Below are 23,243 nucleotides of genomic sequence, written 5' to 3' on the forward strand. Positions count from 1 at the left end.
CTCCTTTTATTCGAAATCCGGCAGGAAGCGCTTCACGTCCACTTCTTTAAATCTGGAGCGCTGGAAGTTGTGCTTCAGATGGAACGGCACGGTGCAGTCGAATATCGTTTTGCAGGACATTCCCTGCTGCAGGATGCTCGGGCTGTATTCCGGTACCTGCGACGGATCGAGCGGATGGCAGCGAACGCCGGGAATAGTGATTGTATCGACATCGCCCTGGTAGCGGGTTTGCATGGCCCAAAGCACGTCGTCGCTGTCGAAAATATCGACGTCTTCATCAACCAGAATGACGTGCTTCAGTTCCGGGAAGGCTGAGAACGCCAGCAGAGCAGCCTGACGCTGGCGCCCTTCGTCCGCCGGGGAGGATTTTTTGAACTGCAGCACCGCCAGCAGCTTGCCGCCGCCAGCCGAATGGGCAAAGACGTTCAGCAGCTTGCCAGGCATCGCGCGTTCGACCATATCCAGAATGCTGGCTTCGGTCGGGATACCGGCCATATTGACGTGTTCTTCGCCTGGTCCTACGGTGGTGCGCCAGATAGGATTGATACGGTGAGTGACGGCTTTCACTTTGATGACCGGGATCGCCTCTTTAGCTTCGCCGGTATAGCCCGGAAACTCAGGCATCGCGCGGCCGGTATGGGTGTTCTGATCTTCTCGTACGCGCGCGTTGGGCAGCAGTTCGCCTTCAATCACGATCTCAGCGTGGGCGATCGCTTTCTCGTTAATGGTTTTACACTGCGTCATCTCCACCGCTTTGCCGCGCAGCGCGCCGGCGATGCTTAACTCGTTGAAGCCCAGCGGGGTGGTCGGCGGCTCGAAACAGGCGGCAATTTCAATGGCCGGATCGACGCCGATGCTGATTGAAATCGGCAGCGGCTGGCCTGCCGCTTCCGCCTTCATGCGAAAAGCATCGATATGGCGGCCGGGCGTTAGCCACATGGAGAGTTCGTCGCGGCTCTGGACGCACAGGCGATGAATGGTGATATCGGACTCATGCGTTTCTGGATCGGAGGCGTAGCACAGGCCCATCGTAATATAGGGGCCGGCGTCTTCTTCGGTATTCGTCGGTGCCGGCAGCAGCTTGCGCAGATCGAAATCGGCATCGCTTGCCAGATGGACCACTTGCTGGCATACCGCTGCGCCCTGGGTCATCACCGGGGCTATTGCGTTTTCTACTGAATCCTTCAGCAGATGCCCCAGTTTAGCCGGTTCACACTGGAGAAAATGGCTGACGCGCTGGCGGGAGCCATTCAGGCCAATCGCCACGCTGATATTTTCAAAACCTTTGATTTTATTGAAGACCATGACCGGGCCATTCTTGCGGGTCGGACGCTGGCAGGTCCCGCCGGCGCCTACGTAACGATAGACGCCGGAGAGTTCGGCGTGCGGGTCGACTTCGGTATTGGTTTCAACATACTCGCCGGGAAGCGTTTTCAGCAGCTCCAGCGCGGAGCGTAAATCATGTACCGATGAGGGTGTTTTGTTATCACTATTTGTCATGGGATATTCCTTCGGAAAAGAAGCTTTGCTCCCGGCACAATATTTTCCCTGGCGCGGATAAACAAATACCGTTTACCGGATGGTCAGTAGATCAAAAAAGTTTATTTTAACAAGGTGTTAAATAATGATTAATTAATATGAGGAGCAACGCTGCGGCTTTTTATTTCTCCGGCTAAGTGTGATACTGGTGATAAATTACACTGCGGATAATGATGATGGATTTAAAGCGCTTACGCTATTTTTGTCGGGTGGTGGAACAAGGTTCGGTGAGCCAGGCGGCGAAGTCGCTGAACATGGCGCAGCCGCCGCTCAGCAAGCGAATTCAGGAGCTGGAAGAGGAGCTTCAGGTATCGCTTTTTGTTCGCCGGGGAAACCGCATTGAGCCTACGGAAGCCGGTTTTTTTCTCTATCGAAAAGCGTGTGAAATATTACGCCAGGTAGAGGATACGGCGCGGGAAACGACGGATATTGCGCACAAAAACAGAACTGAATTGAGAATCGGCTTAACTCATCTCTATCAGAATTATTTTAAAGCATTGCTGATGGAGGTATATCGACGTCATCCCGACACTTCCATAAATATTTCCGTTACTGACTCCAGCCATCTCGAAACGTTATTAACCGAGGGCGCAATTGATTTAGCCTTAATCCAGCGCCCCTACCGTAGCGAAGGCTTTGATTATGTCTCTTTTGACCCGATTAAGCTGGTCGCGGTGATCAATAAAAGCTGCCTGCCGGAGCCGCCGTCTAATCCGTATAGCTACACATCGCTGGCGGCGCTGCCGCTGGTATTACTTCATAGAGCAAAAGATTCAGGGACTTACGAGATGCTAATGGAGCTGTTTCGTAAGTCCGGGGTCAACGCGAAGGTGATTATGCACATTACGCAGCCGGGCGTAATTCTCGACTGGCTGGAGTCCGGACTGCAGGCTGCGACGCTGCTACCTTCTTCTGAAGTGGATGCTGATAAGCTTAACCAGTGCTACGTGGTCGATGTTTTCCCCTCGCCGCAAATATTCTACCCGGCGCTGGTAAAATTGCCGTCTATGCCTTATCTGCCCGCGTTGATGGATATTATTACGCATGGCTATCCGTTTAATACTTCTGTATGAAGGGTAGCGATTGGGGATTGCCTTAGGGACTGGTATGATAATCGCCTCTGGTTGAGAGGTGAATGTACGTGTTAAGCGCAGGACGCCTGATGAGAAAACGCTTTGTTATTGCAATAATGTTGCTGAGCAGCCTGATCGTCGCGGGGTGTTCCAGCTCATCCGATTCCGGGTCCACCTACACCGTGAAGCGCGGCGACACGCTGTACGCTATTTCACGTTCCACTGGCACCAGCGTCAGGGATCTCGCCCGTCTCAACAATATTTCACCTCCCTATACCATCGAGGTTGGGCAAAAGCTGAAGCTGAACAGTGGTTCAGGGGCCACGGCGAAGGCGGGGGCATCCGGCAAGAAATCCTCCGCGAAGCGCACCGCTGCCGTGACGCCATCTTCGGCGGTGCCGCAATCCTCCTGGCCGCCGGTCGGGCAACGCTGCTGGCGCTGGCCGACCAGCGGCAAAGTTATACTGCCGTACTCCACCAGCGATGGCGGCAATAAAGGTATCGATATTGCCGGTAAGCGCGGCCAGCCGGTGTATGCGGCAGGGGCGGGCAAAGTGGTGTACGTGGGTAACCAGCTGCGCGGCTACGGCAACCTGATTATGATTAAACATAATGAGGACTATATCAGCGCCTATGCACACAACGACAAGCTGATGGTGAATAACGGCCAGAGTGTGAAGATCGGCCAGCAGATTGCCACCATGGGCAGCTCGGATGCGGATTCCGTGCGCCTGCACTTCCAGATTCGCTACCGGGCGACGGCGATCGACCCGCTGCGCTATTTGCCGCCGCAGGGCAGTAAGCCTAAGTGCTAAAAGGTTATTTTATCGACAGTTAGCCTGTTATGGGCTTGTCAGCGGGTGCGTAAGGTCTATAATGACCCTCGCACCTCCTCGCGGGCGTAGTTCAATGGTAGAACGAGAGCTTCCCAAGCTCTATACGAGGGTTCGATTCCCTTCGCCCGCTCCAGACTCAAGTCTCCTGAAGTCCACTCAACTCAATTTTCCCTTGATAAATCAGCAGTTATAGCATTCTATTAGTCTATTGAACTCAATTGTACTCCCCCAGGGTCAAGCTCAATGTGGGGGTATGGATGGGGGTATAATTGTACCCCCTGCTGAGAGGTACCCCAATGAAGCTGACTGCTCGTCAGGTTGAAACTGCTAAACCCAAAGAGAACCCTTGGAAACTGGCCGATAGCGTTGGTTTTTAAGGAAATCGCCGATGCTCAAAGAAAATTTCAACGAACTGCAAATCTTTCTTGTAGTAGCAAGGGAGCGAAGTTTCACCAAAGCGGCGGGTAAACTGGGCGTTTCTCAGTCTGCACTCAGCCACGCGATGAAGGCCCTGGAGGAAAGGCTGAATATACGCCTTCTGACCCGTACGACCCGAAGCGTTGCCCCTACAGAAGCCGGTGAGAGAATTATTGCCTGCCTTGAACCGCGTATTGCCGATCTCGAGCAGGAGCTAGAATCGCTGGTTCAACTGAACGGCACCGCCTCTGGCAATATCCGTTTATCTGCCGGGGAGCATGCCGTGCGAAGTCTGGTATGGCCGAAGCTAAAACCCTTCCTCAGGGAATATCCGGAAATTAATCTCGAACTGGTGGTGGATAACGGCTTTGTCGATATTGTTGAGGGGCGTTTTGACGCCGGGATCCGCCTGGGCGAAAGCGTGGATAAGGACATGATTGCGGTAAGAATTGGGCCGGACATGAGAATGGCTGTGGTAGGAGCGCCGTCTTATTTCGCTGCAAATCCTGCACCTGAAACGCCGCACGAGCTGCAAAATCATCGGTGTATCAATATGCGCCTGCCGACAGCCGGTGGGCTTTACCACTGGGAGTTTGAGAAGGATGGGAAGCCGTTACGGGTTAGAGTGGAAGGGCAGGTTACGTTTAATCTGCAGGCGGAACGAATTGATGCGGCGTTATCCGGTTTTGGCATCGCCTGTATACCTGAAGACAGGGTGCAGGATTATATAAAGTCAGGAGAGCTTATTCAGGTTCTGCAGGACTGGTGCCCATCTTTCCCCGGATACTATCTTTACTACCCGAGCCGTAAGCAGCATCCGCCCGCTTTTGCGCTGATGATCGATGCACTTCGCTACGTGGAATAATGGGTCCGATATTTACTGCGGACCCGTCTAAGAATCAACTACCTGCATAGGATATTTGCAAGGGGAGCTTACAGATATTGACTCAGCAGTGCCTCAAGACTGTTCTGGTCCACGGCAAACAGGCGAATACCTTCGGCGAGCTTTTCCACTGCCATCGCATCCTGATTATGAGCCCAGTAGAACTCAGCCTCGGTCATCGCTGTGGGCTTCGCCTGGATTTCACCTTCATACGTCAGCGGCATTGGTACCGCCCCCTGAGTTTGCTGCAACTGCGCCAGCAACGCCGGGGAAACGGTCAGACGATCGCATCCGTTAAGCGCCAGCACCTGTTCCGGCGTACGGAAACTGGCCCCCATCACCACGGTGCGGTAGCCGTGCATTTTATAAAAGCGATAGATCTTCTGCACTGATTCGACACCCGGATCGTTCTCGACGGTGAAGGTGGTATCAGGGTTGTTTTTCTTGTACCAGTCGTAGATACGGCCCACAAACGGGGAAATCAGGAAAACATTGGCATCGGCACAGGCTCTGGCCTGGGCAAAGGAGAACAGTAGCGTGAGGTTACACTGGATACCCTCTTTTTCCAGCGTTTCTGCGGCACGGATCCCTTGCCAGGTGGCAGCAAGCTTAATCAAAACCCGATCTTTACCAATACCTTTCTCTTCATACAGTGCAATAATTTCCCGCGCTTTAGCAATACTGGCCTGGGTATCAAACGAGAGGCGAGCATCCACTTCAGTTGAAATACGACCCGGAACGTTTTTCAGGATCAGCACCCCGATACTCACCGCCAGGTAATCGGCAATATCCGCAGGCTGTACCGGCTTTCCATTCTGGCGGGACTTCACCGCCGCGACGGCATCTTTCACCAGTTTCTGGTATTGCGGAAGCTGCGCCGCTTTATAAATAAGCGAAGGGTTGGTGGTCGCATCTTCAGGCTGGTAAGCCATAATGCTGTCAATATCCCCGCTGTCGGCAACAATTGTGGTTCGCTGCTTTAGTTGTTCAAGCTGATTCATGGCATAAACCTGTATTTCATAATTGGGCAGCAAATAGCAAGGAGGGGCCAGAGCCCGCTCCTTATTGCTAAGCTGGATAGGTGGTTATTTTGCCTGCGCGACGCGGGTGGTCAGGCCTGGCATATTGAAGCACTCTGCTTCGTTCTGGATCATATCTTTAATTTTATTAACCACATAACGCTCGGGTTCGACACCAAACGACTTCAGATTAGCAAACATGGTCTGCATCTCTTTGACTACCGCTGGTTTTTCGTAGTTGTAGTGGCCGCTGAGTTCGAGAATCTCTTTCAACAATTCCGGCTCGTTAAAGATCTGTTCCTCGGACTTATTTTTGTGCTCATCGGTCATCCATTTTTCCCATTTGTGGCTCAGCACGCACTCGCGGGTCAGGACGGTTTTTAAATCAGATGCTGACTTGATAAAGCCTTTCGCTGCCAGATCTTTCTCGACTTCCGCCAGCTTCAGATAAGCGCGGGTTTCAATGGTGCCGTAGGCTGGGGCGACGTTCATTGCCGTGATGCCCAGACCTGGATGTTTCAACAGGATCTCATCCGGAAGATAGTCACCATTATGCTCTTTCAGACCGACGCCGTGACGGGTGCTGATAGCCGAAAGCTCTGCGGACTGCTTATCGTTAAAATGGCCAACGTTTTTGGTCAGGCGGGTCAGGGTACCGGTCTGACCAACGATAAACAGCGGCTGCGGTAGCGATTCGGCAGCAAGACGCTTATTCAGCTCAATAATAAACCCTTCATAGGCGCTGACGTCGGTCAGGCCGCCATTGGTCTCTTCAGTTCCGACTTCATAGAAGAACTCCTTCAGGTTATTTGCCTTACGGTACTCTTCGCAGAAGCGGATCAGCTCAACGGTACGACTCAGCACCAGTTCGATATCAATGACTTTACCGACGACATACGGGTCTTTTGTCGGGTCGATATGCAACAGGTCGAAACCGGCGTCCATATCTACCTGATAAGAGCGGCGCGCTAGCGCCATCGCTTCGGCTTCCGGAATATGGTCTTTACGTTCTTTATCACGCTGCCATGGGCCACCATGGTCACGACAGAGGAAGTAATCACCGTCGAAGCCGACTTTTTCCGCCATCGCTTTCAGGTCGGCGGCAAAGCGAAATTGATCCCAGTTGTTAACGTAACCCGCGCCAAACTCATCTGCATCAACCTGGTTGCGGCTGGCAATAAACATCAGCGGCAGGTCTTTTTCTTTACCCAGCTCAAAACAGGCCTGAATTAATGCCGGAGACATGGGGCCAATTCCCAGCATTGTTGATTTTCCACCGTTAACAATATAATCGACGTACTGTTTCATTGTGTTTTTCATGATGACTCCTCAGACTTTATTCATATCAGAAGTGATTGTTTTTTTAGCCGACTCTTTTTTTACCGGCTCGCTTATGTTGGGGCGCAGAATATATAGGCAGATTGCGGTGACAATAACGCCGATAACCATATCGATGGCATACCATACAGGTGCTTTATTGACGCCTGCGATAGCAATTAACCCGCCGTGGGGAACCATAGATTCAACGCCGTGAACCATTGCCAGGCCAGCACCGACAGCGCTGCCGATAATTATTGATGGCAGAACGGTCTTCAGGTTTTTAACGGCGAAAGGAATGGCGCCCTCGGTAATGCCAATTAACCCCATAAAGGCAGCAGAGGTTCCCATTCGTCTTTCATCTTCAGCCCATTTACGTGGTGAAATAAAAGTAGAGAGAGCAATGCCCAGTGGCGGAATAGCGCAGGCAACACGGTAAGCGCCGTTAGGACCATAAATACCTTCAGCCATTAATGCGAGAGTAAATGCCGTTGCGGTTTTATTTACCGGGCCACCCATATCAAAGGCTGCCATGGCACCGACAATCAGACCAAGTACCAGTCCACTGCTTCCCTGCATATGGGAGAGCATGGAAACCAGCCATTTCATGGCAAAACCGATGGGTCCAATCAGTACATACAGATAGAGCATGCCGACGATGACGCTTGAGACGATAGGAATAATCATGATCGGCATAACCGGCATCAGCACCTTACCGACTTTCCAGCCTTTTACCCATTTAGCCACGTAGCCGCTGAGAATACCGAGCAGCATCGCCCCCAGAAAACCGGTTACCACGTGATCTGCGCCCAGCGGCGTGCTGGCCATAAAACCGGTGATTAAACCCGGAGTCAGCCCCGGTTTACCGGCGATAGAGTAGGAGATATAAGCCGCCAGCACCGGGATCATCATTCCGAGGCCCGCGCTGCCGATAGCGCCGAGGTTTAATAAGAATGGGTTGGTCACCACCATGCCTTTACCCGCGACCGGCTCACCCCCAATCAAGGAGAGTGCCAGGCAGATACCGCCGACCACCACCACCGGCATCATATATGACACCCCGGTACTGAATGCTTTAACTAAATCATCCTTGATGACTTTCATTTTTTCCGACATTTTCATCCTCCAGGACCCTTTATTTTTATGATGACTGCGATATTCAGGCACAATCATCCCCGGACGCGTTTGCGTCGTAATTTAAATAAAGAGTTCGCAGAAATTTAATTAACGTTATTATTCACCGGTACCGAATGTCGAAAGTAAATAAGGACCGGTGGGTTGTTTTATTGCACCAGTTTTTCAGCCCGGTCAATAATCGCTGCTGGATCGCGAACCACTTCTGCCGGGTTCAGCGAAATAACCAGTCCGGCGTCTTCTTTTTCTTCAAAACGCTCGACGCCTTCTATACCAATAGCAATCGCCAGAATAACCACGTCCGCTTCGGCAATCTCATCTTCGCTTAATTCATTTTCAATTCCCATGCCGCCCTGAGTTTCGACCTTGACGTCATAACCTCTTTTTTTGCACTCCTGCTCGATAGCTTCCTGTGCCATATAGGTGTGGGCGACACCGGTAATGCATGCTGCGACTCCGACAATCTTCATGAGTGACTCCTGATTTTTTATTTGGCTGTGGTTTTAAACATTGCTTAATAAATCCTGATTTCATACGGCCAAAGTATTGGCCATCAGGTTGTAGAGTACGTTGACGTTTTCGGCCTGTTTTATTTCATTGCGGAAATCCTCTTTCATTAGCTTTCGGGCAAGCGTGGAGAAATATTTCATATGCTCATTAGGGTCGGCGGATTTACTCACCGTCAGCATGAATACGGTTTCGACTTCCTGATCGCCCCACATAATGGGCGACGCAAGGGTTGCCATACTGATGGTGGAGTAGTGAATATGGTCTGACTTGGTGTGCGGAATGGCGAAGCCATAGCCCACGGCGGTGGAGAATGAGTCTTCGCGGGCCCAGATATCATCGGTTAATTGATCCCGATTATCGGTGCGATGGTGCAGCCACAGATTGTCGGTCATCTTTTTGATAACTTCGTTTTTATCGCTGGCCTGTAGTCCGCAGAGAATAAACTCTGGAGCGAGGATCGGCTTTTTGCTGACCGCTTTTACGTCCGGTGAACTCAGCGCGACTTTGACATCAGCGGAACGTTTTAACGCCACAATATCCTGTACCAGCCCCTGGCATTTGGCAAAACTCAGCTCCCGCAGCGCATGTTTTACACCCGGAATAGAGGTGCCACTCATGCTGAGTTCGTCAAAGCCCATGCCAACGAACAGCGGCAGAAAATCTTTGCTGGCACCCAGCTCTCCGCAGATACCTATCCACTTGCCCGCGCGGTGGACTTCGGCGGCGGCATACTGCATGGCGCGCAGGAATGCCGGAGCATAGTTATCGTATACCGCCTCAACCTGCGTATTTCCACGGTCGGCGGCAAAAAAGTACTGCGTCAGGTCGTTGCTGCCCACGCTGAAGAAATCTGCGTATTCCGCTATTTCACTAATCGCGAAGATAACGGAGGGGATCTCCAGCATCACGCCGAGCGAGATGCTGTCGTTGAATGCCAGCCCTTCATCACGCATCGTACTTTTGACCTCTTCGAGGACTTCACGGCACCAGATAACTTCATCAACGTTGGCGATCATCGGGATCATGATTTTGGCATCGCCAAAAGCCGAGGCGCTGAGGATAGCCTTGAGCTGCATGGCGAAAAGGTCGCGATAACGCGGATAAGTTCGCACCGCCCGGAAGCCGAGAAACGGGTTTTCTTCTTCGCCGATGCTCATATAGTCGACAGGCTTATCACCGCCAATGTCGAAGGTGCGGAAGATAACCGGCTTCCCTTGTGCAACCTGTATCACCTGGCTGTAGAGCTCAGCCAGTTCGTGGTAGTCCGGTGCGGATTCGCGGTCCATGAATGACATTTCGGTACGAAATAGTCCGATGCCTTCAGCGCCGTTACTGAAGGCTGCCTCGGCTTCCGCCAGGCTGGCAATATTGGCGGCTATCTCAACGCTATGATGATCGCTGGTGGTTGCTGCCTGATAGACGTTAGCCAGCATTTGCTGCTGCATACTCTGCTGAACGGCAATTTCATTCTGGTAATAGCGCAGAACTTTCTCATCCGGTGCGATAATTAAAATACCCGGATTGCCATCGATAATAATGTCCATGTCTGCATTCAGCTGTAGGGTCGAAAAATCAATATCTGTCAGAGTCGGGATACCGAGCGAACGTGCAAGGATAGCGGTGTGCGACGTTTTACCCGTGGCGGATAATACCATCCCGGCAAGAAACTCTTTATTGATCCCGAGAAACTGGCTTGGTGTCAGACTGTTGGCCAGAATAATCGATGGTTGCGTTAATTCAAGACTGTTCTGCGGTAATATACCCGGGCCATAGATCGCAGAAAGTAATTGTCCGGTAATATCGAGAACATCCAGGGTCCGCTCTTTAATGTATTTGCTTGATGAGCGAGTAAGAATTTCACAGAATTCCATTGCAGCTTTAATCACCGCATCCCAGGTATTGTCACCACCGGAAATCGCCGAGGAGATATGGCTTTGAAAGGTCGCATCGGTGATAATGGAAAAATGCGCCTGTAAAATATCGTGTTCAACGCCTTTTTTAATTTCCAGCGCAGCCTGCTTCTCTTGCTTAAGCGCCTCTAAACCCGCCAGAAAAATACGCTGCTGATGCTCCGTGGAATACTCACCGCCCGGGTTACGCGCCAGCATTTCGTCCAGAGACAGACTCTGAATACGAACGGGTTTGGCAATGGCAACACCGCCGCTGATGCGTGAACCCTGAATAAAACTGAGCTGAGTCTCCCGCAGCGAACGCGGGAGATAACCCGCAGGCACTGCGGCTTCATCTGCATGGCTAACCTCGAAGGAGGGCAGTTTTTTAAGCAGCGCACTCAGCTGCTGAGCCGCGTTTGCAGCATCTTTACCGCTGATGGTAATTTCACAGGCGTCGTTGAGTAAGGTATCGGTGGCGACAATCGAGAGAGCGCTTTTACCATTACCCTGAATGCCGCTGCGAATATTATTCCAGCACACCTCAGATTGAAAGGTATTACACAATCGTTCGATATGTCCCGCCGGTCTGGCGTGAATACCATCCTTCAGCTCACATTGATACGTAATTATCTGTGACATCATTGCTCCCGATAATCTTTTAGCCCTGGCTAATTAATTTTTTCTGCAGGTTTGAGTGCCTGCCTTTCATGTTTTATATCCTTCATCGTTCTCAGCTAGCTTTGAATAGAAAAAAAGTGACCTTTGCTTGAATAAAAAAGCCTGATTATTATTTTGTGATCGAGGTCATGAAATTATATAGAATTACTGTGATGTGTGTATTGCGAGATGATTTAAGTAATTGTGATGGCAGCCGTACTATTATTAACGGGTGAGCAGTGGTCACGTAATTGCTATTAAAGTGACTTTCTTTCTATTCAATGGTCATGGGTAATGGAGTACAAAATAATACACACTCTATTTATTTCGTTGTGGTAATTACGATGCATTTTCGTGGAATATTACTGGATTTAGACGGGACGCTGGTGAACTCGCTGGATTTCGTTGAGGCCTCCTGGCGTTTATGGGCCACTACAAAAGAGCTGGATCCGAGGGCGGTATGCCATTATCTCCACGGTAAACCCGCTTTGAGTACGCTGCGCCACTTTATGCCCGATGCCAGCGAACAGATCATCATCGACGAATTTCTCGCGCTGGAAGAGTTTGAAGCGAGCAATACTGACGGCATCACTGCGGTTAACGGGGCTGTTGATTTTCTCCGCCAGCTTGAGCAGTTGCAGGTCCCTTGGGCCATTGTGACTTCCGGGTCGCTGAAGGTTGCCTCAGCACGGATCCGACAAGCCGGTTTCCCCGTTCCGCCGGTGCTGGTGACCAGCGAAGATATTCATCATGGCAAGCCGCATCCGGAGCCGTTCCTGACGGGTGCAGCCCGACTCGGTCTTTCTCCCGCTAATTGCCTCGCTTTTGAAGACTCCACTGCCGGTCTGCTTTCTGCCACCCAGGCAGGGTGCGTGGTGGTTGAAGTCCTGACCCGCCAGTCTGTAGTTCACGATATCGATACCTGGAAAACCATTGATAACTACCTCGACCTGCGCGTAACGCGCAAGGGCGAGGCAGATTTTTTACTTAAGATTCAGAGGGAGTTTTAAATGTCATCACGAAAAACCCTGGCCAATGCCATCCGTATGCTGAGTGTCGATGCCGTTCAGCGGGCAAATTCCGGTCATCCGGGCGCACCGATGGGAATGGCGGATATTGCCGAAGTCCTGTGGCGGGATTTTCTCAACCATAACCCGAATAACCCCGCGTGGGCCAACCGCGACCGTTTTGTACTCTCCAACGGTCACGGCTCAATGCTGCTCTACAGCCTGCTGCACCTTACCGGCTACGATTTGCCGATTGATGAGCTGAAAAACTTCCGTCAGCTGCATTCGAAAACGCCGGGGCACCCGGAAGTGGGTTACACCGCGGGCATCGAAACCACCACCGGGCCGCTGGGGCAGGGGATAGCCAATGCGGTCGGCATGGCTATCGCCGAGAAAACTCTCGCGGCGCAATTTAACCGCCCGGGCCACGACATTGTCGATCACTTCACATATACCTTTATGGGCGACGGTTGCATGATGGAGGGAATTTCTCATGAAGTTTGCTCCCTGGCCGGGACGCTGAAGCTCGGTAAGCTGGTGGCGTTCTACGACGATAACGGCATCTCTATCGATGGTCACGTCGAGGGATGGTTCACCGACGACACCGCCAAACGCTTTGAGGCTTACGGCTGGCATGTGGTACGCGGAGTCGATGGGCATGATCCTGAATCCATCCGTGCCGCGATTGATGTTGCAAAGTCGATTACCACCATGCCGACGTTAATTATCTGCAAAACGGTGATTGGTTTTGGCTCTCCGCATAAAGCGGGTACTCATGATGTCCACGGCGCGCCGCTGGGCGAGGCTGAAGTGGCGGCAACGCGTGAAGCGCTGGATTGGCCGTATCCACCGTTTGTTATCCCCACTGAGATAGCTTCGCAGTGGGACGCCCGCAAATCAGGGCAGGCTAAGGAGGCTGCGTGGAACCAGCAGTTTGCCACATACGCGAAAGCGTTCCCCGAGCTGGCAGATGAATTTACCCGTCGGGTGAATGGGCAACTGCCTGCAGATTTTGCCAGCAAGGCGCAGGCGTTTATTGAAAAATTGCAGGCCAAACCGGCGAAAATCGCCAGCCGTAAAGCGTCGCAGAATGCGATTGAAGCCTTTGGTCCGCTGTTGCCGGAATTCCTCGGCGGATCTGCGGATCTGGCTCCATCGAACCTGACCTTGTGGTCCGGCTCTAAAGCGATTAACGAAGACAGCGCCGGGAACTACATTCACTACGGCGTGCGTGAGTTCGGTATGACCGCTATCGCCAACGGTATTGCGCTGCACGGTGGCTTCCTGCCGTACACCTCGACGTTCCTGATGTTTGTCGAATACGCACGCAACGCGGTGCGCATGGCGGCGCTGATGAAGCAGCGTCAGGTGATGGTTTATACCCATGACTCCATTGGCCTGGGCGAAGATGGCCCGACCCATCAGCCGGTCGAGCAGATTGCCTCACTACGCATGACGCCGAACCTCAGCACCTGGCGTCCCTGCGATCAGGTTGAATCGGCGGTGGCGTGGAAATATGGTGTTGAGCGACAGGACGGTCCGACTGCGCTCATTTTTTCCCGGCAAAACCTGACCCAGCAGGAACGGACCTGGCAGCAGGTGCAGGATATCGCGCGCGGCGGCTATGTTCTGAAGAATTGCGAGGGGCAACCGCAGCTGATCCTTATCTCGACCGGCTCGGAGGTGGAGCTGGCGGTAGCCGCATGGCAGCAACTGACGGCTGAAGGTGTGAAGGCACGGGTGGTCTCCATGCCGTCCACCGATGTCTTCGACAAGCAGGATGCGGCGTATCGTGAAGCGGTGTTGCCGCAGGCGGTTTCTGCGCGTATTGCCGTGGAAGCGGGGATCGCGGATTACTGGTTTAAATATGTCGGGCTGAATGGCGCGATTATCGGTATGCAGACCTACGGCGAGTCCGCCCCGGCGGAACAGCTTTATCAGGAGTTTGGCATTACCGTTGAGGTGGTGTTGCAGCAGGCAAAAGCGCTTCTGGCTTAACCTTTAACGGCCCCTTACATGCTAAGGGGCCGCTTTTCATTAAAGGGAGAGATAACATGTATCCCGTTGACCTTCATATGCATACCCTGGCCAGCACCCACGCCTATAGCACGGTTCATGACTATATCGCCGCCGCGGTGCGTAAACATATTCGCCTGATCGCCATTACCGACCATGGCCCGGAAATGGTTGATGCGCCGCATCCGTTTCACTTTAATAATTTGCGTGTGCTGCCGCGCGTTGTCGATGGTGTGGGGATCCTGCGCGGTATTGAGGCCAATATCAAACCTGGTGGTGAGACCGACTGTAGCGACAAAATGCGTGCGTCGCTGGATTTAGTGATTGCTGGATTCCATAAGCAGGTGTTTGCGCCAGCGGACATTACCACCAATACCGATGCGCTGATTGCAGTAATAGCGAGCGGTAAGGTGCATATTATCAGCCACCCCGGTAACCCGGAGTATCCGATTGATATCCCGGCGGTGGTGGCCGTGGCTAAGGAGTGTCATGTGGCGTTGGAGGTCAATAACGCCTCTTTCGTCCATTCACGTAAGGGCAGTGAGGGGAACTGTCGCAAAATTGTAGCAGCCGTGCGCGACAGCGGCGGACTTCTCTCATTGGGTAGCGATTCACACAGCGCGTTTTCTCTGGGGGACTTTAGCGCCTGTCAGCATCTGCTGGTGGAGGCTGATTTTCCAGCATCAAGAGTGCTGAATACCTCTGTGCGACGAGTGCTGACGTTTCTGGAACAGCACGGCGGGGGGCGGATAGCCGAGCTTTATGCGCTTCCTGGCTAAAAATCTTGTGGGTTAAACCCTCTCCCAATAATGGGAGAGGAAGTTCGGCGTGTCTGTGCGGTTTTGAGACTGGACTGTTAGAGCCAGGGAAAACCACCTACAGGTCAATAACGTTGCCTCGCGGCAGATTTAAAGACTTACGAATGGCGGCGATAACCTCAGTTGGTTTGAGTAACAGCGAATTAATACAAACATTCAGAATACGGCAACCCTCAAAGCGTGAAGGATTATCGATAGTAATATCGGATGCGATGATGGTGAGCTCAGACTCGAAAATATCTTTATCGGTAATTGGATTCTTAAGCCCCAGTACGCCCTGAGTCTCAATTTTGATCGCAAAGTGATACTGCTTCGCCAGTTTTTCCAGCTGCTCTGCGGCCATGTACGTATGCGCCACGCCGGTCGCGCACGCGGTCACCGCCACAATATGCAGATGACGTTCGCTGGAGAAAGGCTGAATCTCATCTCTTGTTGCACGAGTGGTCATGATCTTGCTCCTTTATTTTTGCGGCGGTATTCAAGCGGCGTACAGTCGTTGATATCGCGAAACACCTTGCAGAAATAGTTAGTATCTGTGAAACCGCACTTTTCTGAAACTTCGTTTATTTTCAGATTGGTATTGGTCAGCAGCGTTTTTGAACGTGAAATGCGGGCTAACTTGAGATATTCGTTAAATTTCACGTCTGACTCCTTCGAAAACAGACGCGACAGATAGCCTGGGGAAATATTAAACTTTTCGGCGACGCTTTCCCGGCTAATGTCCGTGTGGTAGTGACTATCGATATGGCTCTTAATTTCGTCCAGCAGTGAGAAGGGAGCCCGCTGGTTATTCAGGCCATCGGTAATTTGATATAGCAGGTCGTTAAGCAGCGCATAGACCACGTGGGCAAAGGTCTCGCTGGTGGTATCTTGCGACCACGCCAGCGATTCAGCCAGGTCGAGAAGCCGATCGCGAACCGTACTGCTTGAGTTTTGCAGATTGTACTTCTCTACCTCTTTAAACTGCGTGCCATCCCAGTTGCTGATGCTGAAACCGACGTCCTGCTTCCAGAAGACTATCGACATGCAAATAACCGGGCTTTCCCACAGCGGCGAGTTCCAGCTATTGGCGGGGATATAGGTGATGGTGCCGACCGGACGTTCATATTTCACGATGCGGTCCACGCCTTTCGGCAGCAGCATGCGAAGTGTGCCCTTTACCGTCAACTCAATGCGCGGAACGTGCAGATGGTAGGCCATCGCCGGAGCCTGCGTATTGCCGTTAGCTACCATGACGCCTTTGTCTATCGAGCCCTGAGCGCTGAATTCACTGAGAATAGATTGAATAAATGTAGCCATATTATGCCCGAGGTTTGATAACTGTCTTCAGGACTTTCACCGCAAAGGCGGTGGTGATGCTCCCGGCGACCACCGAAACGATGTAGCCAAAATGGTTGCTGACTACCGGTAATACGATAAGTCCGCCCCACGGGGCGGCGTTGGTTGCGCCAAACCATAGTGAGAGGATCGCCGCAACCGCACTGCCAAGCATAATTGCCGGGATCACCCGTACCGGATCCGCCGCCGCAAACGGAATTGCCCCTTCTGTTATCCCCATAAAGCCCATAATTATCGCTGGCTTACCGGCTTCTCGCTCCACATCATTAAAGATGTCTTTAAACAGAAAGGTTGCCAGCGCCAGCCCCAGAGGCGGAGTACAGTCGGCGGCAGCGACTGCCGCCATCAGCTGCGGGTTCGTTGAGATCAGTGCAACAGCAAAGAAAAAAGCGGTTTTATTCATTGGGCCGCCCATGTCAACGGCGATCATGCAGCCCAGGATGGTACCGAGGATAATAAACGACGCGCCCTGCATATTGCCAAGCCAGACGCTAAGCCACTTCATCAGCCCGGCAATCGGGTCGCCAATGATGTAATACACCGCCATGCCGGTGAGGAAGGTCCCGATCAGCGGAATAATAAATATCGGTAATACCATGCGCAGGAAGTGGGGGATTTTAAGCCGGGCGATCAGGTTCAACAGAACATAGACGACCAGCCCGGCAATAATCCCGGAGAGCATGCCGCCTAAAAATCCGGCGCCCATCTGATAAGCCATCAGGCCGCCGATGGCACCCGGCGCGATGCCCGGTTTATCGACCATCGAATACGCGATAAATCCTGACAGGATGGGGATAAACAGGGTTAAGCCAGCCATACCAATTTGCGACATGGCCTTCAGGAAACCATGGTCCGGTACGGCGGCTTCCCCGTTAAACATCACCGCGAGCGCCAACAGAACACCACCAGCGACGACAAACGGGATCATGTAGGAGACGCCGGTCATAAAATGTCGTTTAGTATTTTTTAATAGTTTTAACATGTCAGCCTCGTAACGTTTGCTGCTCAGAAGACCAGAGTTCTGGATATCAGCGTGTAAAGCGCTTCCGGGCTTTTTGCCGCTTTAATCTGGCTGACAAATTCATCATTCATGAGCATGCGCGCCAGGCTGGAGAAGTACTTCATATGCTCGTTATCCTGCGCGGATTTGCTAATCGTCAGCATGAACAGGGTATCCACCATGACGCCGCCCCAGGCGATAGGTTGCCTGAGCGTGGCAATACTGACGGAGGAATCCCTGACAGCGTCCGTTTGGGCATGGGGGATAGCAAAGCCCGAGCCAACGACGGTAGGAAAAGGCACTTCGCGAGCCCAGATATCACTGCAGAGCCTGTCACGTGTATTGGTGCGCTGCTGAAGCCACAGGTTATCAACCATCATTTTGATAGCCTCGTTTTTATCAGCGGCGTCAATTCCCCATAAAACCATCTCCGGCGACAGTAGCGGCTTTTGCGCCGCACTAACGCTCGAGTTTTGTAATGCGGCTTTGAACTGTTGTGCGTTGTGATTTTGCAAAAGATTCTGCGTCAGCGACCGGCAATCTCCGGCACTGAGTTGGCCCAGGGCGTGCTTAATCCCCGGAATCGCGGTGTAGTTCATACTCAATTCATCAAAGCCAATGCCGATAAGCAGTGGGAGAATGGTTTCGTCAGCAGCGAGTTCACCGCACAACCCGACAGGCTTACCGGCGCGATGAGCCTCTTTCACTGCGAATTGCAGGGCGCGTAAAAACGGTGGCGTGCAACTGTCATAAAGCGTTTTTACCTGTGCATTACCTCGGTCTGCGGCGAAAAAGTATTGCGTCAGGTCATTACTGCCCACGCTGAAGAAATCCGCATGTTCTGCCATCTCTGCCATAGAAAAGAGTACCGAAGGTACTTCCAGCATGATTCCGAGCGCTGTCTGTTCATCAAATGCCAGACCCTCGTGGCGCATCTCCTGTTTAACCGATTCCAGTACCTCACGACACCAGATAAGTTCTTCCACCCGAGAAATCATCGGCAGCATAATTTTGGCTTTACCTGATGTTGAGGCGCTCAGAATAGCCTTCAGTTGGGTGGAAAAAAGGTCGCGATATTGCGGATAAGTACGCACTGCCCGGAAACCAAGAAACGGGTTTTCTTCATTGTCGACGCTTAGGTATCCAACCGGTTTATCACCGCCGATATCGAAGGTGCGAAAGATAACGGGCTTCCCCCCTGCCAGAGTAACAACCTGTTTATACAGGTTTGTCAGTTCAGCGCAGGAGGGCGGGTAATCGCGGCCCATATAGGTTATCTCGGTGCGAAACAGGCCGATGCTTTCCGCGCCGTTTTCAAAGGCCGCCTGCGCTTCGGCCAGGCTTGCAATATTAGCGGCTACCTCTACGCGATGCCCATCGCGGGTTCTTGCGGGCGCTAAAGCATTTTCCCGCAGCCGCTGCTGCATATCCTGCTGGACGGCAATTTCATGACGGTAGTAGCGCAGAACTTTCTCATCCGGATGGGTAATCAGGATCCCCGGCTCACCATCAATGATTATCAGCTGATCGACATCGAAATCCAGCGATGAAAAATCGATATCCGCCAGGGTTGGGATACCTGACGAACGAGCCAGTATGGCTGTATGGGAGGTTTTCCCCGTAGAGGAGAGCACCAGACCTGCAAGGTGTTTGCGGTTTAGCGCCAGAAACTGGTTGGGGGTCAGATGACTGGCGAAAACAATTGTCGGTTCATTTAGCAAAGGTGGGTGGTAAGCCAGAGCCTGTTCGCCATAGATCGCACTGATGAGCTGCGTCGCAATATCAAGAATATCCAGGGCGCGCTCCTGCAGATACTGGCTAGGCGAGCGCTCAAGCTGATGGCAAAAGTCAAGGGACGCCTGCGCGATGGCCGACCAGGCATTCATGTTGTTATTCAGATAACCGATCGCACTATCCTGAAATGCGATGTCGGTTATCAGAGATAGATGTGCCGCAATAAGATCGTGTTCAATACCCTGGTTTTTTCCGAGTGCGGCCTCTTGCTCTACGCGTAACGCATCTAATCCGGTAAGAAAGCGGGCTTTTTCACTTTCAATATTGCCGATATACCCTGGATTGCGGGCGATAATATCGGTGAAAGTCAGGCTCTGCATTATCTGTGGTCTGGCGATGGCTGCGCCTTTATTTATGCGAGTTCCCTGAATCACCTGTGGGTTCAACTCGCGCAGGCAGCGGGGCAGATACCCCTGCGTGGTTATTGGTTCCGGTTCAAAGCTAAAAGTCGGGAGATCAGAAAGCAGCGTGCGCAACTGGACTGCGGCCTGCGTTTCATCCTCTCCGCAAAGGGTGATGCGGCATGTATCGTTTACCAGCGTGTCACTGGCAATCAGCGAGAGGGCGCTTTTCGCATTTGCCAGTAGTCCCGTACGGGTGTTTTCCCAGTCGATATCTGCCCGGAACAGATTACATAGCCGCGCGATGTATCCGGCAGGCCGGGCATGAACACCTTCGTGAAGCTCACATACATAGGTTATAACCACCGCCATCTCGACTCCTGAATGCCTTCGCGCGTCAATGTGTTGCCGATCTCGCTATCTTTCCCTGTTCGCAACGGTGATGACATAGTAAAAAAGTGACCTTTTCTTAAAAATAGTAACCTGATTGTGATTTTGTGACTTTTGTCATATTTATGAATGATTAATTCTCAATTACTTGTTTGATTTAGTTTGTTTTTTTGTTTCTGGCTTTTGAACCGTTTTTGCAATATGGATCACAAATTTAAAGCTAATACAAACAGGTTCATGAAATGGTGCGGGGGTAGGCAGGATAATCTGTTTCCGGCATGTCTATTCACGACTTCTCCGGCGGCATCTATCACTATGGCGTTAGCAGATATGTATCTGATTCAAAACTATCTGAGTTATCTGCCTGATTAATCAAACGAAATAAGGGTCCGCAATAGAGCACGGACCCGTCCGGGTATTAACGGCCCACGCGAGCCTGATGTTCAGGGGAGTAACGTTCGCCGACGATTTTAATGGTTTCAAGCGCCTGGGTTATCTGCCGTGAGTCATCCTGAGAAAGGATGATGTCGGCAGCCCCAAGGTTTTCTTCCAGTCGATGCAGTTTGGTGGTACCAGGGATAGGAACAATCCACGGCTTTTGTGCCAGCAGCCACGCCAGCGCGATTTGTGCAGACGTCACACCTTTCTTTGCCGCCAGTTCACCCAGCAATGAAACCAGCTTTTCATTGGCTTCTATCGCCTGCCCGGCGAAACGCGGCACTGTACTGCGGTAATCATCCTTCCCAAAAGTGGTTCCTGGCTTAATCGAGCCCGTCAGGAAGCCTTTGCCTAATGGGCTGAAGGGTACAAAACCAATACCCAGTTCCTCCAGCAACGGCAGGATCTCCTGCTCAGGCTCGCGCCACCACATGGAGTATTCGCTTTGCAGCGCGGTGACTGGTTGTACGGCATGTGCACGACGAATGGTCTGCGCACCCGCCTCGGACAGACCGAAATGTTTAACTTTGCCTTCAGCGATCAGGTCTTTCACCGTTCCCGCAACATCTTCAATCGGGACATCCGGATCGACACGGTGTTGATACAGCAGATCAATGACATCAGTCTTTAGACGGCGTAATGATCCTTCCACAGCTTCTCGGATATGCTCCGGACGGCTGTTTAAAATCTGCTGCTTGTTGTCCGTACCGAAGGTAAAACCAAATTTGGTGGCGATGACCACGCGGTCACGAAACGGTTTTAGGGCTTCGCCGACCACCTCTTCATTAAGAAAGGGGCCATACACTTCAGCGGTATCGAAGAAGGTGACGCCACGTTCAACCGCTGCGCGAATGAGCTCGATAGCCTGATGAGTATCGGTCGCCGGGCCGTAGCCGTGGCTTAATCCCATGCAACCGAGCCCAAGCGCGGAGACTTCGAGTCGGGATTGACCCAGATAACGTTTTTGCATTGAATGAATACCTCTTTTATCGCGACTTAAACGTCCAGTTTGCGGCTGGCCAACCATTCAACTCTGGCAGGATCGCGGTGGGAGAAGAAAGCGCTGGTGGCGGTATCGATAGCGGTAATCTGCAGCATATCTTCAGCGCTGAGTTCAAAATCGAGAATGTTGATGTTCTCTGCCATACGTTCTTTTCGCACCGACTTCGCCAGTGATACGATGCCTCGCTGGAAAATCCAACGCAGCACAACCTGGCCCACGCTTTTACCGTATTTCTGGCCAATCGCCGTTAACATGGGATGCTCAAACAGACCATTTTTTCCTTCTGCAAACGGAGCCCAGGCTTCCGGCTGAATGCCACGGCTTTGCATCCATGGCACGGCATACAGCTGCTGGTTGAAGGGGTTAACTTCAACCTGGTTTACCGCCGGGGAAACGTTGTTGAAGGCGATAAGATCGGCCAGTCGGTCAGGATGGAAGTTGCTGACGCCAATGGCGCGAATTTTGCCTGCCTGCTGCAATTCTTCCATAGCACGCCATGCCCCATGGACATCGCCATAAGGCTGGTGAATCAGATACAGGTCGACGTAATCAAGTTGTAGCCGATTCAGAGAGCGTTCGAACTGGGCTTTAGCGCCTTCGTAGTTAGTATCCTGCAGCCACAGTTTGGTCGTGACAAAGAGCTCGTTACGGGCGATACCGCTCTGTTTCAGCGCGTTCCCGACCTGGGTTTCATTCTGGTAAGACGCGGCGGTATCGATCAGGCGGTATCCCGTATCGATGGCATCAATAACGGCTCTTTCGCATTCAGCAGCATCCGTCATCTGGAAGACACCAAAGCCCAGCAGGGGCATTTCAATACCATTGTTCAGTTTTACAGTTGGCATGACGTTATCCTTCAGCTGTTGTGTTGAAAAAGCATAACGCAAAGTGATTTATTCGATTAGATGGGGTAATTAGCTAGGGCTTATTAGATGTGTTCATTAATTTTGTGAAAGGCTGGCGCTCAGCTGTGTGCCATGCGCGGACGCTGCAGAATATTGTGCTTTCGGCTCGAAGCGGACTGAGGTAACGTAGCAGAAATATTTATCCGGACTCAACCAAAATGCCTGCCATCGAAACGTTTATTACTTTCCTTTTCGCGCTGACGCTTCTGGAGATTTCTCCGGGGCCAGACATGATGCTGACTATCGCCAGAGGAGTCGGGCAGGGAAGACGTATCGCGCTGCTTACGGTTGTGGGCAATGTATTTGTAGCAGGATTTGTGCAAGTTTCTTTTCTTGTTCTGGGGCTGGTAACCGTTGTACATGCCTGGCCGGTTGCGCTGGATCTGCTAAGGTGGGTTGGTGCGGCTTATCTGATGTGGCTGGGCATAAAAATGATTGCGACTTCAGGTACTGATACGCGGCTGCGAAAAACGGCAAAAATTTCTGACTGGAATGCCGTAAAGGAAGGCGCTCTGAACAGCCTGACTAATCCAAAATCTCTGCTGTTCATGTTTGCTTTTCTTCCTCAGTTTGTCGATCCCACCGCGGGTCCTGTCTGGCTGCAATTGCTTGTTCTGGGTAGTATCCAAAAGCTGGCAGGAATTGTTTCCCTGGGCTCAGTCGCGATGGCATCGGGAACATTTGGAAACTGGCTGGGTAAACACCCAGGCTTTATCAAATGGCAGGAACGATTTACAGGAGTTGTCATGATAGGCCTCGGTATCCGCATGTTGTTTAGTGGGTCTGGCGTAGTATCGAAATCTGCCAGTTAAGTTTTACCGAAACGGTCAACCCAGTGAACTCACAGCACAGACATTCACGCTCATTAGCTTTGCGCCAACATGAGACAATTTTAATTTTGATGAAGCTGACGTTT

Annotated in this window: 19 protein-coding genes, 1 tRNA gene and 1 pseudogene; 9 read left to right on the top strand and 12 right to left on the bottom strand. The window is 51.9% G+C overall.

Annotated elements, in window-relative coordinates; all coding sequences use genetic code 11:
- Positions 1–6: 6 nt before the first annotated feature.
- Positions 7–1,500 (bottom strand): UbiD family decarboxylase, encoded by a 1,494-nt coding sequence (locus KO1_RS14360; RefSeq protein WP_023321610.1) that lies wholly within the window; start codon positions 1,498–1,500, stop codon positions 7–9.
- Positions 1,501–1,715: 215 nt separating this feature from the next.
- Between KO1_RS14360 and KO1_RS14365 the strand changes: the two genes are divergently transcribed.
- The 5 genes and pseudogenes from KO1_RS14365 (at position 1,716) to KO1_RS14380 (ending at position 4,730) form a co-directional block, all read left to right on the top strand.
- Complete coding sequence (locus KO1_RS14365; protein ID WP_016809684.1) at positions 1,716–2,612, top strand: LysR family transcriptional regulator; 897 nt, start codon at positions 1,716–1,718, stop codon at positions 2,610–2,612.
- Positions 2,613–2,701: 89 nt separating this feature from the next.
- A complete protein-coding gene (actS, locus tag KO1_RS14370) occupies positions 2,702–3,427 on the top strand; it encodes an amidase activator ActS (RefSeq protein WP_004105542.1) in 726 nt (241 codons plus the stop codon).
- 80 nt (positions 3,428–3,507) lie between these two features.
- Positions 3,508–3,581 (top strand) — tRNA-Gly (locus tag KO1_RS14375).
- 163 nt (positions 3,582–3,744) lie between these two features.
- Positions 3,745–3,819 (top strand): annotated as a pseudogene (locus KO1_RS28930) (Arm DNA-binding domain-containing protein); the annotation flags it as partial.
- Between the two features lie 17 nt (positions 3,820–3,836).
- Positions 3,837–4,730 (top strand): LysR family transcriptional regulator, encoded by an 894-nt coding sequence (locus KO1_RS14380; protein ID WP_023321608.1) that lies wholly within the window; start codon positions 3,837–3,839, stop codon positions 4,728–4,730.
- A gap of 68 nt (positions 4,731–4,798) precedes the next feature.
- On the opposite strand, the gene tal is transcribed toward KO1_RS14380, so the two are convergent.
- From tal to ptsP (KO1_RS14405), 5 genes are all read right to left on the bottom strand, one after another.
- A complete protein-coding gene (gene tal / locus KO1_RS14385; protein ID WP_001515339.1) occupies positions 4,799–5,749 on the bottom strand; it encodes a transaldolase in 951 nt (316 codons plus the stop codon).
- Positions 5,750–5,833: 84 nt separating this feature from the next.
- A complete protein-coding gene (locus KO1_RS14390; RefSeq protein WP_001515338.1) occupies positions 5,834–7,087 on the bottom strand; it encodes a class II D-tagatose-bisphosphate aldolase non-catalytic subunit in 1,254 nt (417 codons plus the stop codon).
- Between the two features lie 9 nt (positions 7,088–7,096).
- Positions 7,097–8,200, bottom strand: coding sequence for a PTS fructose transporter subunit IIC (locus KO1_RS14395; protein WP_001515336.1), 1,104 nt, complete (start codon positions 8,198–8,200; stop codon positions 7,097–7,099).
- A 167-nt stretch (positions 8,201–8,367) separates the two neighbouring features.
- On the bottom strand, positions 8,368–8,688 hold the full coding sequence (locus tag KO1_RS14400) for a PTS fructose transporter subunit IIB (RefSeq protein WP_001515335.1): 321 nt from the start codon (positions 8,686–8,688) through the stop codon (positions 8,368–8,370).
- Positions 8,689–8,748: 60 nt separating this feature from the next.
- Positions 8,749–11,259 carry a phosphoenolpyruvate--protein phosphotransferase gene (gene ptsP / locus KO1_RS14405; protein ID WP_004105536.1) on the bottom strand — a complete coding sequence of 837 codons (2,511 nt, stop codon included), beginning with the start codon at positions 11,257–11,259 and terminating at the stop codon, positions 8,749–8,751.
- Positions 11,260–11,621: 362 nt separating this feature from the next.
- Between ptsP (KO1_RS14405) and KO1_RS14410 the strand changes: the two genes are divergently transcribed.
- Genes KO1_RS14410 through KO1_RS14420 form a run of 3 tightly spaced genes read left to right on the top strand, consistent with a single transcriptional unit; the run spans position 11,622 to position 15,079 of the window.
- Positions 11,622–12,287 (top strand): HAD-IA family hydrolase, encoded by a 666-nt coding sequence (locus tag KO1_RS14410; protein WP_024191304.1) that lies wholly within the window; start codon positions 11,622–11,624, stop codon positions 12,285–12,287.
- Positions 12,288–14,282, top strand: a complete 1,995-nt coding sequence (gene tkt, locus KO1_RS14415) for a transketolase (RefSeq protein ID WP_004105531.1) — start codon at positions 12,288–12,290, stop codon at positions 14,280–14,282. It begins immediately after the preceding gene.
- A 56-nt stretch (positions 14,283–14,338) separates the two neighbouring features.
- Positions 14,339–15,079 (top strand): phosphatase, encoded by a 741-nt coding sequence (locus KO1_RS14420; protein ID WP_004105529.1) that lies wholly within the window; start codon positions 14,339–14,341, stop codon positions 15,077–15,079.
- Positions 15,080–15,176: 97 nt separating this feature from the next.
- Here the strand turns inward: KO1_RS14420 and KO1_RS14425 are convergent, their stop codons facing one another.
- The 6 genes from KO1_RS14425 to KO1_RS14450 all read right to left on the bottom strand — a co-directional run bounded on the left by KO1_RS14425 (position 15,177) and on the right by KO1_RS14450 (position 22,267).
- Entirely contained in the window at positions 15,177–15,566 is a 390-nt protein-coding gene (locus KO1_RS14425; protein ID WP_001515329.1) for a PTS fructose transporter subunit IIB, read from the bottom strand.
- Entirely contained in the window at positions 15,563–16,417 is an 855-nt protein-coding gene (locus KO1_RS14430) for a helix-turn-helix domain-containing protein (protein WP_024274695.1), read from the bottom strand. The genes KO1_RS14425 and KO1_RS14430 overlap by 4 nt, the downstream gene beginning before the upstream one ends.
- 1 nt (position 16,418) lies before the next feature.
- Positions 16,419–17,438: a PTS fructose transporter subunit IIC gene (locus tag KO1_RS14435; protein WP_024274694.1), complete on the bottom strand. Its 1,020-nt coding sequence runs from the start codon at positions 17,436–17,438 to the stop codon at positions 16,419–16,421.
- Between the two features lie 23 nt (positions 17,439–17,461).
- On the bottom strand, positions 17,462–19,963 hold the full coding sequence (ptsP, locus tag KO1_RS14440) for a phosphoenolpyruvate--protein phosphotransferase (RefSeq protein WP_024274693.1): 2,502 nt from the start codon (positions 19,961–19,963) through the stop codon (positions 17,462–17,464).
- 436 nt (positions 19,964–20,399) lie between these two features.
- Positions 20,400–21,389, bottom strand: a complete 990-nt coding sequence (locus KO1_RS14445) for an aldo/keto reductase (RefSeq protein WP_024274692.1) — start codon at positions 21,387–21,389, stop codon at positions 20,400–20,402.
- Between the two features lie 26 nt (positions 21,390–21,415).
- Entirely contained in the window at positions 21,416–22,267 is an 852-nt protein-coding gene (locus KO1_RS14450) for an aldo/keto reductase (RefSeq protein ID WP_024274691.1), read from the bottom strand.
- A 218-nt stretch (positions 22,268–22,485) separates the two neighbouring features.
- Between KO1_RS14450 and KO1_RS14455 the strand changes: the two genes are divergently transcribed.
- A complete protein-coding gene (locus KO1_RS14455) occupies positions 22,486–23,139 on the top strand; it encodes a LysE family translocator (protein ID WP_004105516.1) in 654 nt (217 codons plus the stop codon).
- The last annotated feature ends 104 nt before the right edge of the window (positions 23,140–23,243 follow it).

The sequence above is a fragment of the Klebsiella oxytoca NBRC 105695 genome (assembly GCF_001598695.1).
Lineage (GTDB): Bacteria > Pseudomonadota > Gammaproteobacteria > Enterobacterales > Enterobacteriaceae > Klebsiella > Klebsiella oxytoca.

What these genes read in the sequence shown, in the direction of transcription:
- KO1_RS14360 (WP_023321610.1), bottom strand. Translation starts at nt 1,500, where the DNA reads ATGACAAATAGTGATAACAAAACACCCTCATCGGTACATGATTTACGC.
- KO1_RS14365 (WP_016809684.1), top strand. Translation starts at nt 1,716, where the DNA reads ATGGATTTAAAGCGCTTACGCTATTTTTGTCGGGTGGTGGAACAAGGT.
- actS (WP_004105542.1), top strand. Translation starts at nt 2,702, where the DNA reads ATGAGAAAACGCTTTGTTATTGCAATAATGTTGCTGAGCAGCCTGATC.
- KO1_RS14380 (WP_023321608.1), top strand. Translation starts at nt 3,837, where the DNA reads ATGCTCAAAGAAAATTTCAACGAACTGCAAATCTTTCTTGTAGTAGCA.
- tal (WP_001515339.1), bottom strand. Translation starts at nt 5,749, where the DNA reads ATGAATCAGCTTGAACAACTAAAGCAGCGAACCACAATTGTTGCCGAC.
- KO1_RS14390 (WP_001515338.1), bottom strand. Translation starts at nt 7,087, where the DNA reads ATGAAAAACACAATGAAACAGTACGTCGATTATATTGTTAACGGTGGA.
- KO1_RS14395 (WP_001515336.1), bottom strand. Translation starts at nt 8,200, where the DNA reads ATGTCGGAAAAAATGAAAGTCATCAAGGATGATTTAGTTAAAGCATTC.
- KO1_RS14400 (WP_001515335.1), bottom strand. Translation starts at nt 8,688, where the DNA reads ATGAAGATTGTCGGAGTCGCAGCATGCATTACCGGTGTCGCCCACACC.
- ptsP (WP_004105536.1), bottom strand. Translation starts at nt 11,259, where the DNA reads ATGTCACAGATAATTACGTATCAATGTGAGCTGAAGGATGGTATTCAC.
- KO1_RS14410 (WP_024191304.1), top strand. Translation starts at nt 11,622, where the DNA reads ATGCATTTTCGTGGAATATTACTGGATTTAGACGGGACGCTGGTGAAC.
- tkt (WP_004105531.1), top strand. Translation starts at nt 12,288, where the DNA reads ATGTCATCACGAAAAACCCTGGCCAATGCCATCCGTATGCTGAGTGTC.
- KO1_RS14420 (WP_004105529.1), top strand. Translation starts at nt 14,339, where the DNA reads ATGTATCCCGTTGACCTTCATATGCATACCCTGGCCAGCACCCACGCC.
- KO1_RS14425 (WP_001515329.1), bottom strand. Translation starts at nt 15,566, where the DNA reads ATGACCACTCGTGCAACAAGAGATGAGATTCAGCCTTTCTCCAGCGAA.
- KO1_RS14430 (WP_024274695.1), bottom strand. Translation starts at nt 16,417, where the DNA reads ATGGCTACATTTATTCAATCTATTCTCAGTGAATTCAGCGCTCAGGGC.
- KO1_RS14435 (WP_024274694.1), bottom strand. Translation starts at nt 17,438, where the DNA reads ATGTTAAAACTATTAAAAAATACTAAACGACATTTTATGACCGGCGTC.
- ptsP (WP_024274693.1), bottom strand. Translation starts at nt 19,963, where the DNA reads ATGGCGGTGGTTATAACCTATGTATGTGAGCTTCACGAAGGTGTTCAT.
- KO1_RS14445 (WP_024274692.1), bottom strand. Translation starts at nt 21,389, where the DNA reads ATGCAAAAACGTTATCTGGGTCAATCCCGACTCGAAGTCTCCGCGCTT.
- KO1_RS14450 (WP_024274691.1), bottom strand. Translation starts at nt 22,267, where the DNA reads ATGCCAACTGTAAAACTGAACAATGGTATTGAAATGCCCCTGCTGGGC.
- KO1_RS14455 (WP_004105516.1), top strand. Translation starts at nt 22,486, where the DNA reads ATGCCTGCCATCGAAACGTTTATTACTTTCCTTTTCGCGCTGACGCTT.